Source organism: Amantichitinum ursilacus (genome assembly GCF_001294205.1).
Lineage (GTDB): Bacteria > Pseudomonadota > Gammaproteobacteria > Burkholderiales > Chitinibacteraceae > Amantichitinum > Amantichitinum ursilacus.
On record NZ_LAQT01000026.1, the window covers coordinates 37,294 to 52,135 of the forward strand.

Annotated in this window: 14 protein-coding genes; 8 read left to right on the forward strand and 6 right to left on the reverse strand. The window is 59.5% G+C overall.

Annotated features, from left to right (window positions below):
* Positions 1-20 precede the first annotated feature (20 nt).
* Positions 21-332 (reverse strand): ArsR/SmtB family transcription factor, encoded by a 312-nt coding sequence (locus WG78_RS15770; RefSeq protein WP_053938800.1) that lies wholly within the window; start codon positions 330-332, stop codon positions 21-23.
* Positions 333-822: 490 nt separating this feature from the next.
* Here WG78_RS15770 and WG78_RS15775 point away from each other — a divergent pair, with 490 nt between their 5' ends.
* The 5 genes from WG78_RS15775 to WG78_RS15795 all read left to right on the forward strand — a co-directional run bounded on the left by WG78_RS15775 (position 823) and on the right by WG78_RS15795 (position 6,211).
* Positions 823-2,151: a murein hydrolase activator EnvC family protein gene (locus WG78_RS15775; RefSeq protein ID WP_152969241.1), complete on the forward strand. Its 1,329-nt coding sequence runs from the start codon at positions 823-825 to the stop codon at positions 2,149-2,151.
* A 32-nt stretch (positions 2,152-2,183) separates the two neighbouring features.
* Positions 2,184-3,722, forward strand: a complete 1,539-nt coding sequence (locus WG78_RS15780) for a S41 family peptidase (protein ID WP_236692061.1) — start codon at positions 2,184-2,186, stop codon at positions 3,720-3,722.
* A 131-nt stretch (positions 3,723-3,853) separates the two neighbouring features.
* Positions 3,854-4,252 carry a polysaccharide biosynthesis tyrosine autokinase family protein gene (locus WG78_RS15785; protein ID WP_053938802.1) on the forward strand — a complete coding sequence of 133 codons (399 nt, stop codon included), beginning with the start codon at positions 3,854-3,856 and terminating at the stop codon, positions 4,250-4,252.
* A 33-nt stretch (positions 4,253-4,285) separates the two neighbouring features.
* Positions 4,286-5,083 (forward strand): HesA/MoeB/ThiF family protein, encoded by a 798-nt coding sequence (locus WG78_RS15790; RefSeq protein WP_053938803.1) that lies wholly within the window; start codon positions 4,286-4,288, stop codon positions 5,081-5,083.
* 234 nt (positions 5,084-5,317) lie between these two features.
* Positions 5,318-6,211 (forward strand): hypothetical protein, encoded by an 894-nt coding sequence (locus WG78_RS15795; RefSeq protein WP_053938804.1) that lies wholly within the window; start codon positions 5,318-5,320, stop codon positions 6,209-6,211.
* 30 nt (positions 6,212-6,241) lie between these two features.
* Here WG78_RS15795 and WG78_RS15800 read toward each other — a convergent pair whose 3' ends face one another.
* The gene (locus WG78_RS15800) at positions 6,242-7,009 is read right to left on the reverse strand and encodes a TatD family hydrolase (RefSeq protein ID WP_053938805.1); all 768 of its coding nucleotides are present in this window, start codon (positions 7,007-7,009) and stop codon (positions 6,242-6,244) included.
* A gap of 110 nt (positions 7,010-7,119) precedes the next feature.
* Here WG78_RS15800 and WG78_RS15805 point away from each other — a divergent pair, with 110 nt between their 5' ends.
* A complete protein-coding gene (locus WG78_RS15805) occupies positions 7,120-8,064 on the forward strand; it encodes a TerC family protein (RefSeq protein ID WP_053938806.1) in 945 nt (314 codons plus the stop codon).
* On the opposite strand, the gene WG78_RS15810 is transcribed toward WG78_RS15805, so the two are convergent.
* Entirely contained in the window at positions 8,061-9,137 is a 1,077-nt protein-coding gene (locus tag WG78_RS15810) for a DUF475 domain-containing protein (protein ID WP_053938807.1), read from the reverse strand. The two genes, WG78_RS15805 and WG78_RS15810, sit on opposite strands and share 4 nt — an antisense overlap.
* A 147-nt stretch (positions 9,138-9,284) precedes the next feature.
* Here WG78_RS15810 and WG78_RS15815 point away from each other — a divergent pair, with 147 nt between their 5' ends.
* Positions 9,285-10,142, forward strand: a complete 858-nt coding sequence (locus WG78_RS15815; RefSeq protein WP_161805132.1) for a PIG-L deacetylase family protein — start codon at positions 9,285-9,287, stop codon at positions 10,140-10,142.
* Between the two features lie 253 nt (positions 10,143-10,395).
* Here the strand turns inward: WG78_RS15815 and WG78_RS23280 are convergent, their stop codons facing one another.
* The gene (locus WG78_RS23280; protein WP_269082674.1) at positions 10,396-10,530 is read right to left on the reverse strand and encodes a hypothetical protein; all 135 of its coding nucleotides are present in this window, start codon (positions 10,528-10,530) and stop codon (positions 10,396-10,398) included.
* Positions 10,531-10,815: 285 nt separating this feature from the next.
* Between WG78_RS23280 and WG78_RS15820 the strand changes: the two genes are divergently transcribed.
* Complete coding sequence (locus WG78_RS15820; RefSeq protein WP_053938809.1) at positions 10,816-13,623, forward strand: EAL domain-containing protein; 2,808 nt, start codon at positions 10,816-10,818, stop codon at positions 13,621-13,623.
* A 28-nt stretch (positions 13,624-13,651) separates the two neighbouring features.
* On the opposite strand, the gene WG78_RS15825 is transcribed toward WG78_RS15820, so the two are convergent.
* Positions 13,652-14,350: an N-acetylmuramoyl-L-alanine amidase family protein gene (locus WG78_RS15825; RefSeq protein WP_053938810.1), complete on the reverse strand. Its 699-nt coding sequence runs from the start codon at positions 14,348-14,350 to the stop codon at positions 13,652-13,654.
* Positions 14,343-14,690 (reverse strand): hypothetical protein, encoded by a 348-nt coding sequence (locus WG78_RS15830; protein ID WP_053938811.1) that lies wholly within the window; start codon positions 14,688-14,690, stop codon positions 14,343-14,345. The genes WG78_RS15825 and WG78_RS15830 overlap by 8 nt, the downstream gene beginning before the upstream one ends.
* Positions 14,691-14,842: the final 152 nt, after the last annotated feature.

Genomic DNA, 14,842 nt, shown 5'->3' on the forward strand with positions numbered 1-14,842 from the left:
ATCGCCGGATGCGGGCCGTGTCAGCGCGAAAAACCGCAGAACACGTCGCGCAACATGGCGATTACCTCCAGGGTGCGAATATCGCCCACCCGGTAATACACGCGATTGGCATCTTTACGCGTGCGCAAAACGCCCTTCTCACGCATCAAGGCCAGATGTTGAGAGATGTTTGACTGAGTGGTGCCCACCTGGTCCACGATGTCCTGAACACTGACTTCGCGATCACCCAATACACAGAGGATCTTGAGCCGCAGCGGGTGAGACATCGCTTTCATCGCGCGGGAGGCCTGATTGATGTGGTCATCAGTCATCAGGTAGGAATGATTGTCCATCTGCCTCGTTTTCTAATGTGCGGGGCGTTGCCGCCCTGTTTACTGAAACGGAATAAACGCTTGGACCGTCATCCGCCAGATGTGGATACTAACCAGACCATTTGCGCGTGGCAACGGCTCGTAACGCGCTGATTAGTAAAACACACAAGGTAAAACACGTACGTGTTCAGATTTGACAACATGCCGCAGGCTGCGCGGCAGTGTATCCCCATTTGTATCAAACGGCATGTGATGACGCACGCACGGTAGCGTTTTGCAAGATCATCGGTCGAATTTGCCCCATACCCAGCGCGCAATGGGCGTGTTACCTTTGTCGGCGCTGCCTGTTGCGGGCCCGAAACCGCGTTCATGCCGCCATTTGGCGCTGCCGAACGTTATGACCCACTTTAATTAAATAGATACGCATCCCCGACTCGTGCCGAGCCGACATATCCTGATTCTTGGTCTTGCTCTCACCGCCTGCGCGCATACCGCCCTGGCGGCGCCTGCCGTGGCTGATACCGCCGCACAAAAGCAGGAACTCACCGAGCTGCGCGGCCAGATTGATGTGCTAAAGCATGATCTGGCCAACAATGAATCGCAGCGCAAAGACGCCACCGACGCATTGCGCCAGTCCGAAAGCGCCATCTCGGACGCCAATCGTGTGCTGAATGATTTGTCGGACCAACGTGAGCTGACCAGCGCGCAGCTGGCGCGGCTGGAAATCGACGTCGCCACCACACGCAGCAATATCCGCGTCAGCCAGTCGCGGCTGGCTGCGTTAATCAAAAGCCGCTATCAAACGCGTGAGCTGGAAGCTTGGCGCCTGGCGCTGGAGCAGCAAGACCCCACGCAAACCAGCCGCGAACTCACTTATTACCGTTATCTGGCCGCGGCGCAGCAGCAACTGGCGCGCCAGTTGCAATCGCAACTGGAACAGCTGAATACGCTGGCCGCGCAGATCCGCGAGAAAAATGAAGCGCTGCAGGAACTTGCCCGGCAGAAAGCCCAACAAAAGGCAGAGCTGCTGGATCAGCAAGAAGAAAAGCAGCGCGTAGTTAAAACGTTGTCGCAGCAGATCGAATCGCAACGTAATCAGATCGGCAAATTGCAGGGCGACGAGAAACGCCTCAGCACGCTGATTACGCGGCTTGAGGCGATCATTAAACAGCAAGAACAAAAACGCGCGGCCGAAGCAGCGGCGCGCAAGAAAGCCGAAGTGCAACGGCAGGCGCGTGAAGCCGCCGCGGCGGCTGCGGCCAAACGCAAACAACAACTGGCGGCAAAACAGCAGCCAGGCAAGCCACAATCAGCAAGCACCGACAAGAACACCACCCCAACGCCGACCGAACCGCCGCCCACAACCGCCAACAATGACGAGGGCACGCAGCTCAAGCCGCAAGTCACACGCCAGAACGACGCAGAGCCGGACTCCAGTCAATCGGGGCAGCAGTTTGCTGCGTTGCGCGGCAAGTTGCGGCTGCCGCTAAAAGGCACCGTGATGGGCAAGTTTGGCGCGCAGCGGGCCGAAGGCACCAGCTGGAAAGGGGTGTTCATCAAGGCCGACAGTGGCCTGCCAGTGAAGGCGGTGGCCAGTGGTCGCGTGGTGTTTGCCGACTGGCTGCGTGGCTTTGGAAATCTGATCATTATCGATCACGGTGGCGGCTACATGAGTCTGTACGCTGCCAACGAAAGTGTACTGAAACGCGTTGGTGATCAGGTACAAGCAGGGGATGCAATCGCCACCAGTGGCAACAGCGGTGGCATGGGAGATTCGGGGGTATACTTCGAAATCCGCCAACATGGCCGCCCCCTTGACCCGCTCGTCTGGGCTGGATAGCTGTAATAACCAAAACATTTGGAGCAACTGGAATGTCCAGTCTTAAAAAGCCGGGCCACAAACCGGCAAGCAAGATGCAAAAGATTGCGCTGGTGTTGGCCGGCGCGGGCCTTGGCGTGGCCCTGAGCCTGTCTTTTAACGCCGTCGCCGATAAAGAAGCCAGCACCAGCAACCCGTTGCCGGTGGATGAGCTGCGCGCGTTTTCCACGGTGTTTGGCCTGATCAAGCAAAGCTATGTTGAGCCGGTCGAAGACAAAAAGCTGATTTCCAATGCCATCAAGGGCATGGTGTCGGGCCTCGACCCGCACTCGGATTACCTTGATGCAGATGCCTATAAAGATCTGCAAGTGAACACGCAAGGCGAGTTCGGCGGTCTGGGTATCGAAGTAAACATGCAGGACGGCCTGGTGCGTGTGGTCAGCCCGATCGAAGATACGCCCGCGTTCAAAGCGGGTGTGAAGCCGGGCGATTACATCGTCAAGATCGACGACACCCAGGTTCAGGGTATGTCGCTGAATGACGCGGTCTCCAAGATGCGCGGCAAGGCGGGCAGTACGGTCACGCTGACCATCCTGCGCAAGGGCGAAACCAAACCGCTGGTGCTGCCGATGAAGCGCGCCGTCATCAAGGTGCAAAGCGTCAAGTCGCAGTTGGCTGAGCCGGGCTATGGCTATATCCGTATCACCCAGTTCCAGGAACGCACCACCGAGGATCTGGCTGAGGCGCTCAACAAACTGTACAAGGACAACAAAGCGCCGCTGAAGGGCCTGATTCTGGATCTGCGTAACGATCCGGGCGGTCTGCTCAACTCGGCCGTGGGCGTATCCGCTGCGTTCTTGCCGCAAGGCGATCTGGTGGTGTACACCGAAGGCCGCACCGCAGATTCGAAAGTGCGTCTGACTGCCGACCGCAGCAACTATATGCGTGACGACAGCAAGACTGATTACTTCAAGAACACGCCCGCCGATGTGAAGAATGTGCCGATCGTGGTGCTGGTTAACGGCGGCACGGCATCGGCCTCCGAAATCGTGTCGGGCGCGCTGCAAGACCACAAGCGCGCACTGGTTGTGGGTACGCAAACCTTCGGCAAGGGCTCGGTGCAAACCATCCTGCCGATCGATGCCACGTCTGCCCTCAAGATCACCACGGCGCGTTACTTTACGCCGAATGGCCGCTCCATCCAGGCCAAGGGCATCACGCCGGATATCGAGGTAGCGGAAGCCACGGTCAATGGTCGGGAAGCCACCGGTTTCGAGATGCATGAAGCCGATCTGGAACACCATCTGAACAACCCGACTGACGCCAGCAAACCGGCCGCCAAGAGCAAAGACAAAGATCTGGTGCCGGCCGTCAAGCTGAATCAGGCGGCGCCGGTCAAATCGGGCAAGCCAGGCAAGCAGGATGCCAGCGCACCGGACGACGATCTGCCCACGCGCGAACTGGTGTCCAAGCAGGATTACCAGTTGCAACAGGCGATCAACGTGCTGAAGGTGCAACAGCTGTTGCTGAACAAAGAAACGCAACTGCCCAAGCCCAAGCCGTCGACCGCGTCGATTTCCGCCGCGAAGTAAGCTGCACTGCGTTACTGAAAGCCCCGCCGCAAGCGGGGCTTTTTCTTGCCGTTTATGCCATCGGACTGAGCCATCACGCCACAAAAAGTCTAAGCTCAAAGCACCGCCACCCGCAGCCGAGGACGGTTGTTATGACCACTCCCGTTGAACGCGCTAAAACACACGATATCGTGTTCTTTGCCCTGCCCCCGGATCAGGCCGTACAGGCCGCTCGCGCTTTGGGGCGCCTGCCCGGCGTAGTGGTGCAGTCCTGTTCGGCCGAACATCGCGTCAGCGTGCATTACGACGTGATGGAACATACCTTGCAGGAACTCGAAGCCCAGCTGCAGCAAAACGGCTTTCATCTGGATGGCAGCATTTTGCAAAAGATCAAACGTGCCATCGTCTATTACACCGAAGACGTACAGCGCGATAACATGCACATGCCAGAGCATCCGACCAAAACGCGCGATGTGTATGTGCAGATGTGGGATCACCATCCGCATGGTGACCACGACGATACTCCCGAAGAATTGCGCCGCTACCTGTAACGCCGCGGCGCGCTTGTACAAGCCGCCGCCGTCATGACTGTTTCCGCCCCACCTTCCCCCTCCGCCCAGGTTGATCTCAGCGATCAGCAATTGCTGCGCTACAGCCGCCACATCCTGCTGGATGAATTGGGTATCGAAGGCCAACAGCGCCTCGCCCGCGCGCGCGTATTGATTATCGGCGCGGGAGGGCTGGGCGCGCCTGCGGCGCTGTATCTGGCGGCAGCCGGTGTGGGCACCTTGGTCATTGCCGATGCCGATGAGGTCGATCTGACCAATCTGCAGCGCCAGATTGTGCATACCAGCGCCCGCATCGGCCAAAACAAAGCGCAATCGGCCCAACAGACGCTGCACGCCATCAATGCCGAAATCCAGATCATCGCTTTGCCCGAGCGCATGCTGGGCGAGCGCCTGGCCGAGCAAGTAGGGCTAGCCGATGTGGTGCTCGATTGCTGCGATAACTTTGCCACGCGCCATGCGGTCAATCGCGCCTGCGTGGCGGCGGGTGTGCCGCTGGTGTCTGGCGCGGCCGTGCGCTTTGATGGCCAGCTGACCACGTTTGATCTGCGTGATGCCGCCAACCCGTGCTATCACTGTCTGTTTGGCGAAGATGGCGACGCGAGTGATAGCCCTTGCGCCACGTTTGGCGTGTTCGCGCCACTTACCGGCATGATCGGCACCGGCCAGGCGGCCGAGGCACTTAAAGTACTGACTGGCATCGGCAAAACGCTAGTGGGACGCCTGCAATTGCTGGATGCACGCGATCTTTCGTGGCGCGAAATGCGCTACCGCAAAGACCCTGCCTGCCCGGTGTGCGGTAGTCGTCATCCATAAACCTACACAAGAAAGAGCTTTACAGCTTTGCCTTGTCCAGGCGATAGTTGCCGCTATGAATACGCAAAAGTCCTGCCAACCGGCATCGTTCGCTGCAAACTTTTATTGGTGGTATCGCTAACCAGGCGGCCACGCGTATTGTCATATCCATACGAAGCCGCCGATTCAGGCGGCTTTGTTGTTGGTACTCCCCTCCCCCGAATCGGCGCTTCTTAAAAACCCAGGAGCACCGAAATGACCGTAATTCCCCCGAATCAGACCTTGTTGACCGGCGACCGCGCCACCGGCGCGCTGGGTCTCGGTCATTACGTGCGTTCACTGCGACATCGGTTGGCTTATCAAGAAAAGCATCAACAGTTCTTGTTACTCAGCGATGGCGTAGATACCAATGAGCTGAGCGTGCAAGAGATCGCGCTCGACTACCTCGCCATTGGCATCGATCCGCAACGCAGCACCATCGCGGTTCGTGCGCAGATGCCCGAGCTCACCGAGCTGGCTGCCTGCTACGCCCGTCTGGGCAGCGATGTACTGGCAGCCGACGACCAACAGATCGCCCATCACATTCCAGAAATTACCGCGCTGCAGGCCCGGCTGATTCCCACCACCAACCCGGCCCAGGCCGCGCTGGTACAACGTGGCAACGATCTGGTGCAGCACATCAACCAGCGCGCTGGCAGCCAGATTCTGGTGGCGGCCGCGCCAGTGATGGCCGCCAATGCGCGCAATACCACGGCGTTGACCTCGGCGGCTCATCAGTTGCCGCTTAGCGCCACACCGGACCAGATCAGCGCCGCCATCCACGCGCTGGCCACCGACCCGAGCCGCACCAGCCGCTTTGCCCCAGGCGATGTCGAACATAACGAAGTGTTTTTCTTTATGGATGCGTTTGAAACCGACATTCATTTTCTGGATGACCTGAAATCCAAATACCGCCGTGGCGGCTTGTCGGATGCGGTGATCAAGCATCATCTGGAAGACTGCGTGCAGCGCTTTCTGGAGCCGGTCCGCGAACGGCGGCAACAGCTGGCGCAAGACCTGGCCGGCGTGCAACGGGTATTGCAGGAAGGCACGCAACGCGCGCGGCACATCGCAGCGCGTACGCTGGCGGACGTCAAAGCCGCGTTATAAGTCAACGGCGCAGGCGCTGCGTTCCAACGCTTAAGTCGAGGATGGCACCGCCAGCACCGCGCGCGTATTGGCCACGGTGGCGGCGGCAATCGCTTCCACCGTGCTGCCGCGCAATTCGGCCAGCACTTCGGCAAAGCGGCGCATCTGGGCGGGTTCGTTGCGTTGTCGGTCCAGCCATGCGGGCGGGATATCGGGCGCATCGGTTTCCAGCACGATGGCTTCCATGGGCAGCCCCGCCGCCAACCGCCGTATGCGTTGCGAGCCGCTATAAGTCATCGCCCCGCCAAACCCCAGCTTGAAACCCAGTTTGATAAATTCCGCCGCCTGCTGCTCGCTGCCATTAAACGCATGCGCGATACCGCCTTTGACTTTCCACTTGCGCAGATACTTGAGCACCTGATCTTGCGACCGCCGGATATGCACAATCACCGGCAGATCAAAATCCCGCGCCAGCTTGAGCTGCGCCTCAAACAATGCCACTTGTCGCGCCGCATCGAGCCCCTGCACATAAAAATCGAGGCCGATTTCACCCACTGCAACGGGCTGCTCACGCGCCAGCCATTGCGCCAGCTCGGCCAGATGCGCGTCCTGATGCACATTCACATAAACAGGATGTAATCCAAACGCCAAAGCAGCGCCGGCGTATTCGCGCATCGCCAGCGTAGTAGCAAACGTCTCGGCGCTGACAGCCGGCACCACCCACTGGGTAACGCCCGCAGCGCGGGCGCGCGCCACGACCTCGGCGCGGTCGGCGGCAAATTCAGGCGCATCAAGATGGCAGTGGCTGTCGATCAGCATTGAACTCTTGTCATCGGCAAAGATCAGTCTGGCGTAGTCATCGTCATACCGCGCCGTTAGAGCGCGGCCGCATCACACACAATAGTCAAACTGCATATGAGGTTAACCGGGTGACCGATCTGTTAAGTTGGGGCGTTTTCGCCGTGGTGGTCGTCGCCTTGCTGGCGTTCGATCTGGGTGTGCTGCATCGCAAAGAGCGCGAAATCGGCATCGCCGAAAGCCTGAAATTATCGGCGTTTTATATCTGCGCCGGTCTCGCCTTTGGCGCGTATATCTGGTTTACCCGCGGCCCCAAGGACGGCCTCGATTATTACACCGGTTTCCTGGTCGAAAAATCGTTATCGATGGATAACGTATTTGTGATCTCGCTGATCTTTACTCAATTGGCGATTCCGCGACTTCATCAGCACCGCGTGTTGTTCTGGGGCATCCTGGGCGCGTTGGTCATGCGCGCCATCATGATCGGCGTGGGCGCGACGCTGGTACACGAATTCTCGTGGATTTTGCTGATCTTTGGCTTGTTCTTGTTGGTCACCGGCTTTCGCATGCTGTTGGCGCGTGAGCAAGAAGAAGACATCCACAACAGCAAGCTCTATCAGTTTTTAAAAGCGCGCCTACGACTGACTGATCGGCTGTATGACCATCATTTTATGGTTGATGGCACGCAGCATGGCCTCGCGCCGGGCCGCTGGGTGACGCCTTTGTTGCTGGCGCTGCTGATGGTTGAAGGCGTGGATCTGATCTTTGCGGTCGATAGCATCCCGGCCATTTTTGCGATTACCCAAGATCCGTTCGTGGTGTACACGTCCAACATCTTCGCCATCCTGGGCTTGCGCGCCTTGTACTTTGCGCTGGCCAGCATGGTGCATCGCTTTGAATATCTGAAATACGCGCTGGCGCTGGTGCTGATTTTCATCGGCACCAAAATTGGCCTGGTACATGCCGGTATTGCCGTGCCCGCCGCGCTGTCGCTCAGTGTCACGTTTGGCTTGCTGCTGGCTGGCGTGTTGTATTCGATGTGGCGCACGCGCGGCCAGCTCAAGCCGCGACATTAAGCGCCATCACCGCCGGTAGGGCCGATGCCACGCCGGCGGTCACTGCGGTTGGCCTGCCATGAATGCGCCGCCGCCAGCACAATCAGGATGGCGGCGATGCCCCCGGTGGCGGCATCGGGCACCTCCACTACCGGCGCCAGCAACATGATTGTTGCCAATGCGCCGATCGCCCAGAATGCGCCGTGTTCCAGGTAGCGTAATTCGGACAGCGTGCCTTTTTCGACCAGCATCAGCGTAAAGCTGCGCACAAACATCGCGCCGATACCCAGACCGATGGCGATCAGGAAGATGTTGCGCGTCAGTGCAAACGCACCCAGCACACCATCAAACGAGAACGAGGCATCCAGCACTTCCAGATACAGAAAGCCGGCCCAGCCCATCTGCACCGTGTCACCTTCCTGCCCCATCAAAGCGCTGAGGCCGTTAACCACGATATAGGCGATCAGTCCCCAAACGCCTGCAATCAGCAGCCGGAAGCCCTCGGCATCAGGCAACGTATCGGCCAGCACCAGCAAACCCAGCAGCGTCATCACCGCGCCAGCCATTTCCAGGCGGCCCAGCTTTTGCATGGCGCGCTCGATGGGCCGTAGCCAGTGGCTTTCCTTGTTCTGGTTTAAAAAGAAATGCCAGAACACCTGCAGCAAAAACGTACCGCCAAACGCCATCACTTCGATATGCGCCGACTGCAGCGTATCGGCATAGCGCTGCGGCGCAACGATGGCCATCGACAGCACGTCGTGCGCGGGCCATTCGCCACTTTGATACCAGTCCCACAACGACATCGGCCCCGGCAGCGGCGGTGCGTGCGCAATCACCGCCACAATCACCAGCGGAAACAGCACGCGCATGCCAAACACCGCAATCAGCATGCCCCAGATCAGAAAGCGTTTACGCCACACCGGGTCCCAATGCCGCAGGATGCTGGCGTTGACCACGGCGTTATCAAAACTAAGGCTGGTTTCCAGCAGGGCCAGATTGAACGCGGCCCAAAGCCCGGCGCTGCCGCCGATTACCCCCGCCAGCGTCAGGCCGATGACGGTCACCCACAGCGCGCCACGAAAATACTTGAACATGCGGTTGCTCGTTTGTTGTGTGTTATGCGCCGTATTATGCCCGCGCCGCCCGTCAAACCGCAGCACTCGTTGCCGCCGTCCTGGCCTCGTGCCTATACTTCCGGGCAGAACAAAGGTCCCGGAAACGAAACAAGGATGGAAACAAAAATGAGAGAAATCTATCTCGATCTGGTCAAGGCGCATGATGCCTTGCTACAAAAAAAAGATGCCCCGCTGTTCTCCTCGCTGGATGGCCTGCAGCCGCATGCCGATACCTCGGCCGCCAACGCACCCGTCGTACTGATTTTTGCGCCGCACCCGGATGACGAGTGCATCATCGGCGCGCTGCCGTTGCGCCTGGGCCGCGAAGCGGGCTTCAAGGTGGTCAACATTGCGGTATCGCAAGGCTCCAGCCTCAAGCGCCAGCCCGAACGTTGGGCCGAACTGGCCAACGCCTGCAAATACCTCGGCTTTGAACTGCGCGAAACCATCCCCGGCGGCCTGATGGACGTCAACCTTAAAACCCGCGAAGGCAACGCAGCGGCGTGGGCGGAAAAGGTGGATGTGATCGTCAAGCTGATCGAAGAATACAAGCCCGCCGTGTGTGTGTTCCCCAACGACAACGACTATCACGCTGTGCATATCGGCACGCACTTTCTGGCCATGGACGCGCTGCGCAAAAGCGGCCACGCCTGCCATGTGGCGTTTAGCGAATTCTGGCGTCAGATGGACAAGCCCAATGCGCTGATCGAAACCAGCGTGGAAGACACCACCGACCTGATCGTGGCGCTGGCGTGCCACGTGGGCGAAGTCGAACGTAACCCCTACCATCTGCGCCTGCCGGGCTGGATGGCCGACAACGTGCGTCGCGGCGCCGAAGTCGCGGGCGGCCAAGGCGCAGCAGCGCCGACGTTCTCGTTTGGCACGCTGTATCGCATCGAACGCTTTGACGGCAAGACATCGATCTCGACCGAGCAGAAATTTACCGTTGCGGCCAAGGACGACATCAAGCAATTGCTGTTCTGATGGCTTGACTGAAGGCGTTGATCGCCTTCGCCAAAAACGCGCCCTGGTGGCGCGTTTTTTTTGGCCGGTCGCTACGGCCGCAGTGCTTTTACCCGCAAAGCGCACGGTACGTGGGCTGGACGTCGCCACTCCATCGCTCGATCAAGGCAATCCGCCACCGCAAGCGGATTGATGCTTGCGCTTTGGCCAAAGGCAAAACAGCCGATGCATCCCACGTCGGCTGTTTTGCCTCTCAGTTAGCGCAGCACCCGCCCTACCAATGTCCATGGTGATACGGCCCGTAGCCATAACCCGGGCCGCGATAATAGCCGGGGCCGTCCAGCGGAACAACGATACATCCGCTGAGTGCACCCGCCACCAGCACCAACAAAATCGCTAATCGACGCATAGTCGTTTCCTTCCACGATGAATACACAGGATTAACGACTGGGGCGGCGTGGCGCGGGGACAGGCGATGTAACGGCTTGCACACAATGGTGCACTTCGTCACGCGCTACAAACGGTTGCGGAACTCCGTGTGTCTTACCGATGCAAAAAGCGGGTTGCAATGTTGTAAAAACATTAGTAACTACTTAACTATTGGGGCCGGCAATCATTCGACATCAACGCTGGCCACCACTCCCCTGCTGCCGAAGGGTTGCCGCTGATCGCAACACAAGGAAACCGCTCGGTGATGAACACGTCACGGCTGTATTTTCTGCAGCGCATGCTGGCCATAGTCTGGCCCTTCATGCTGATCGTGCTCGTGCTGGTCATGCTGCAGTGGGCCTGTCTGGATTTGCTGGCGGCGGGCCGCGCCTATGTGGGCGGCGAGAGCATGTGGTCCAAGGGTCAGAAAGACGCGGCCTATTACCTGGCGCGCTATATCGATTACGGCGAAGTCCGCGATTACCGGGCCTACGAGGCCGCAGTCGCCATCCCGCTGGCCGACCAGCGTGCCCGGCTCGAACTCGATATGCCCAGGCCGGATCGCGCCGTAATCACCACCAACCTGCTACAAGGTGGCAACGATCGCGCGGATATTCCCGGCATGATCCGGCTGTATCTGCACTTTAAATGGGCCCCGGACATCGCGGCCGCCATCGATGTGTGGCAGCGCGCCGATATGCAGATCAACCGGCTACAGCAGCTGGCAGCGCACGCGCGCCAATTACGCGAACGCGAAAATGTCTCCACGGCCGATCTCGACACCCTGCGCCAGCAAATCCGCACCCTCAATGCCTCGCTCACGCCACTGGAGGCAGAATTCTCGCAGCGGCTCAGCCACGCCTCCCGCAAGATGGAGGTTGGCCTGGCCAGCGGCTTTACTCTCGCCGCCATTTTGTTGATTGCACTGGCGCTGCGTCGCACTTTCAAGCTGGTGCGGCAGCGCGAATTGTCGGATGCCGCATTACGCCATAGCGAACAGCGTTTTCAGTTGGCGGTAAACGGCAGCAACGACGGCATCTGGGATTGGGACATGACCACCGACCATGTCTGGTATTCCCCGCGCTTTCGCCAGTTGCTGGGCGTTAATGAACACGAACTGGCCGAAACGCCCGACGCCTGGTTTGATCGCGTGCATCCCGACGACCAGCCCTTGATTGCGGTGGCGCGCAGCAAGCGATTTCGCAACGGCCAGGCGCACGATGTGGAGTATCGCGTGCTGACTGGCCACAACGGCTATCACTGGTTTCGCGTGCGCGGGCGGGCGGCGTTTGATCTGGAAGGCCGCCCCGTGCGCATGGCGGGCTCGATTACCGATATTACCGATCGCAAAGCGGCTGAACTGGCGCTGCATCTGGAAAAAGAAAAAGCCGAAATCACGCTGGCCTCGATTGCCGACGCGGTCATTACCACCGATATCCTCGGCCGCATCCAGTATCTGAACCCCGCCGCCGAACGCCTGCTCAGCATCGCGCGCGATTCCGCTGCTGCGCGCAGCCTGGACGATATCTGCCGACTGGTGGACCAGACCGAGATGGCCATCAGCCTGTTAGCCGATGACGCCAATCTGCCCGACGCGCTGGACCCCAATCTGCGTGATTTCCGCTTGCTGCGGCATGACGGGGTTGAAGTCTCGGTCGACCGGGCGCTGGCGCCCTTGCGCGGCCGCCACGGCGATGTCACCGGGATGGTGCTGGTATTGCACGACGCCACGCGCGAGCGCCAATACGCCGCCAACCTGAGCTGGCAAGCCAGCCACGATGCGCTAACCGGATTGGTGAACCGGCGCGAGTTCGAGCGCCGCCTGGCTCAGCTGTACAACCGCACGCTGCAGCGCGCTGCGCAACACGCGCTGATGTTTCTGGATCTGGACCAGTTCAAGATCGTCAACGACACCTGCGGCCATGCTGCAGGCGACGAGCTGTTGCGTCAGTTGGCCGGCGTGCTGCAACAACATCTACGCCAGACCGACACGCTGGCGCGTATTGGCGGCGATGAATTTGGCGTTTTGCTGGAAAACTGTGCGCCTGAGCAAGCCTTGCGCATCGCCGAAACGCTGCGGCAATCGGTGCGCGATTTTCACTTTGCCTTTGGCAGCCAGTCGTTTGCGATTGGCGCCAGCATCGGCATGGTGCATATCGGCGATAACCACATGGCCCTGCAAGAACTACTGCGCGCCGCCGACGCCGCCTGTTATATGGCCAAGGAAAAAGGCCGCAATCGGGTGCAGCAATATTCGCCGCAAGATCACGAGGTCACCTTGCGTCATGGCGAAATGGAATGGGTGCAGCGGCTCAAGCGCGCGCTAAGTGAAGATCGCTTTCGCCTGTATGCGCAGGAGATTGTCGGCCTCAGCAGCGCCAGCTTTGGCCAGCGCCATGTGGAGGTATTGTTGCGGCTGCTGGATGAGCACGATCAGATCGTGCCGCCGATGGCGTTTATCCCTGCGGCCGAGCGCTACAACCTGATGCCCGATATCGACCGTTGGGTGCTGCTGAACACGCTCAAAACCCTGGCCGCGCGCGAGCAAGCCGGGCTGCCGCCCTTGGCCTTGTGCGCCATCAATCTGTCAGGCGCGTCGGTGGGCGATGAACACTTTCTGCAATACGCGCTGGAGCAGATCCGGCAAAGCGGCATTGATCCGGCGCGGCTGTGCTTTGAGATTACCGAAACCACCGCCGTCGCCAGCCTGACGCGCGCCACCTGGTTTATGCAGCAATTAAGCGCGCTGGGTTGCTGCTTTGCGCTGGATGACTTTGGCGCAGGGATGTCGTCGTTTGGCTATCTCAAGCACTTGCCGGTGCAATATCTGAAAATCGACGGTGGCTTTGTCAAAGACATGCTCAATGACCCGATCGACCGCGCCATGGTCAGCGCCATCAATGAAATCGGCCATCTGATGGGCAAACAAACCGTGGCGGAATTTGTGGAGAACCAGGCCATTGCCGATGCCCTGCGCCAATTGGGCGTCGATTATGCGCAAGGCTACGGTCTGGCGCGGCCGGAACCCTTCCGGCTGATGCACCGCGATATTCCCGACGCGCGCTACGCTTGAGCACGCGGCGGGCCTGTATCGCGGGCGCTTACTGCAAGCACGCCTTGGCGGCGGCCAGGATGGCGTCGCCGATGGCGGCGCGTGTGGTGGCGCTGCTGAGCCTGGGCGCTTCGTCGCGATTAACGATGACGCCGGCTTCCAGCAATAGCGCAGGCACTTTGCTTTCGCTGATCACGGTAAAGTCAGCCGTATACACGCCCGCTTTCTCATCCAGCCAGTCGCGGCTTTCGCCGGGGATTTTTTCGGCATGACTGGCATTGACGCTAAAACCATGCGCTTGCATTTGCTGGCCCAAAGCCGTGGCGCAACGCGCCGAGCGCGCAAATTGCGGATTGTCGCGGCTGACAAACACCGAGAAACCCTTGCTGTGCTCGGAATACATCTGCTTGGCGCCTTCGACGGTCCAGCTTTGCATAAACTGCAGCTGGGTCGAATCATGGTGCAGCGACACCAGCAAATCCGCACCGCTGGCCGCAGCGGCGCGCCGATGCAGGTCTTTGGCCTGGCCATCATCGCCAATCAGGCGCACGGTATAACCGGCCGACAGCAGCTTTTCGCTAACGGCTTCGGCCAGGGCCTGGTTGTAGCTGAACTCGGTGACGCCAAATGCGCTGGTCGCACCCGGCTTTTCGAGGTAATGCCCGACGTCCAGCGCAATGGTCTGGGGTTGCGCCTGCGCCAAAGCCGCCACCAGCAGCGCCGCGAGCGCCAGCCACGATTTATTCATTGGATGCGTCCACAGGTACGGTCACCGGCGCTTTGGCGCGATGCGCCGCAATTTTGTTGCGCAACAGATTCATCATCACAATGTCGCGCGCGCCCAGCAGTACAAACACCCACACCACCAGCACGGCCATGTACACGCCGGAATCATTGGTAATGCCGGGCACCAGATGATGCAACAGCGGATTGATACCAAACGGCACGGTTAAAAACGCCACCACCGCCAGCACCAACGTCGAAATCATGCGTTCTTTAACAAAAGTGCCACGCAACAACACGCGTTGTTCCCAGCGGGTAAGCCCTTGCAGTTCGGGTACGCTGTCCGCGCGAATATAAAAAGCCATTGCAAAAGAGTCCGTTACAGATCGATCAAGGCGGGCAGTTTCGCGTCTACCCGCATAAAAAGCAAGGCGCGTGCGGCGTGGATTCCTGGCGCGCGCCGCTCAGGCTATGATGCCCTGCGCGCATACAGCCAAAGCATATTAAAAAGCCGCCA

Bases quoted from the DNA above. Each gene is read 5' to 3' on its own strand.
- WG78_RS15770 (WP_053938800.1), bottom strand. From the start codon at position 332: ATGGACAATCATTCCTACCTGATGACTGATGACCACATCAATCAGGCC.
- WG78_RS15780 (WP_236692061.1), top strand. From the start codon at position 2,184: ATGTCCAGTCTTAAAAAGCCGGGCCACAAACCGGCAAGCAAGATGCAA.
- WG78_RS15785 (WP_053938802.1), top strand. From the start codon at position 3,854: ATGACCACTCCCGTTGAACGCGCTAAAACACACGATATCGTGTTCTTT.
- WG78_RS15790 (WP_053938803.1), top strand. From the start codon at position 4,286: ATGACTGTTTCCGCCCCACCTTCCCCCTCCGCCCAGGTTGATCTCAGC.
- WG78_RS15795 (WP_053938804.1), top strand. From the start codon at position 5,318: ATGACCGTAATTCCCCCGAATCAGACCTTGTTGACCGGCGACCGCGCC.
- WG78_RS15800 (WP_053938805.1), bottom strand. From the start codon at position 7,009: ATGCTGATCGACAGCCACTGCCATCTTGATGCGCCTGAATTTGCCGCC.
- WG78_RS15810 (WP_053938807.1), bottom strand. From the start codon at position 9,137: ATGTTCAAGTATTTTCGTGGCGCGCTGTGGGTGACCGTCATCGGCCTG.
- WG78_RS15815 (WP_161805132.1), top strand. From the start codon at position 9,285: ATGAGAGAAATCTATCTCGATCTGGTCAAGGCGCATGATGCCTTGCTA.
- WG78_RS23280 (WP_269082674.1), bottom strand. From the start codon at position 10,530: ATGCGTCGATTAGCGATTTTGTTGGTGCTGGTGGCGGGTGCACTCAGC.
- WG78_RS15820 (WP_053938809.1), top strand. From the start codon at position 10,816: ATGAACACGTCACGGCTGTATTTTCTGCAGCGCATGCTGGCCATAGTC.
- WG78_RS15825 (WP_053938810.1), bottom strand. From the start codon at position 14,350: ATGAATAAATCGTGGCTGGCGCTCGCGGCGCTGCTGGTGGCGGCTTTG.
- WG78_RS15830 (WP_053938811.1), bottom strand. From the start codon at position 14,690: ATGGCTTTTTATATTCGCGCGGACAGCGTACCCGAACTGCAAGGGCTT.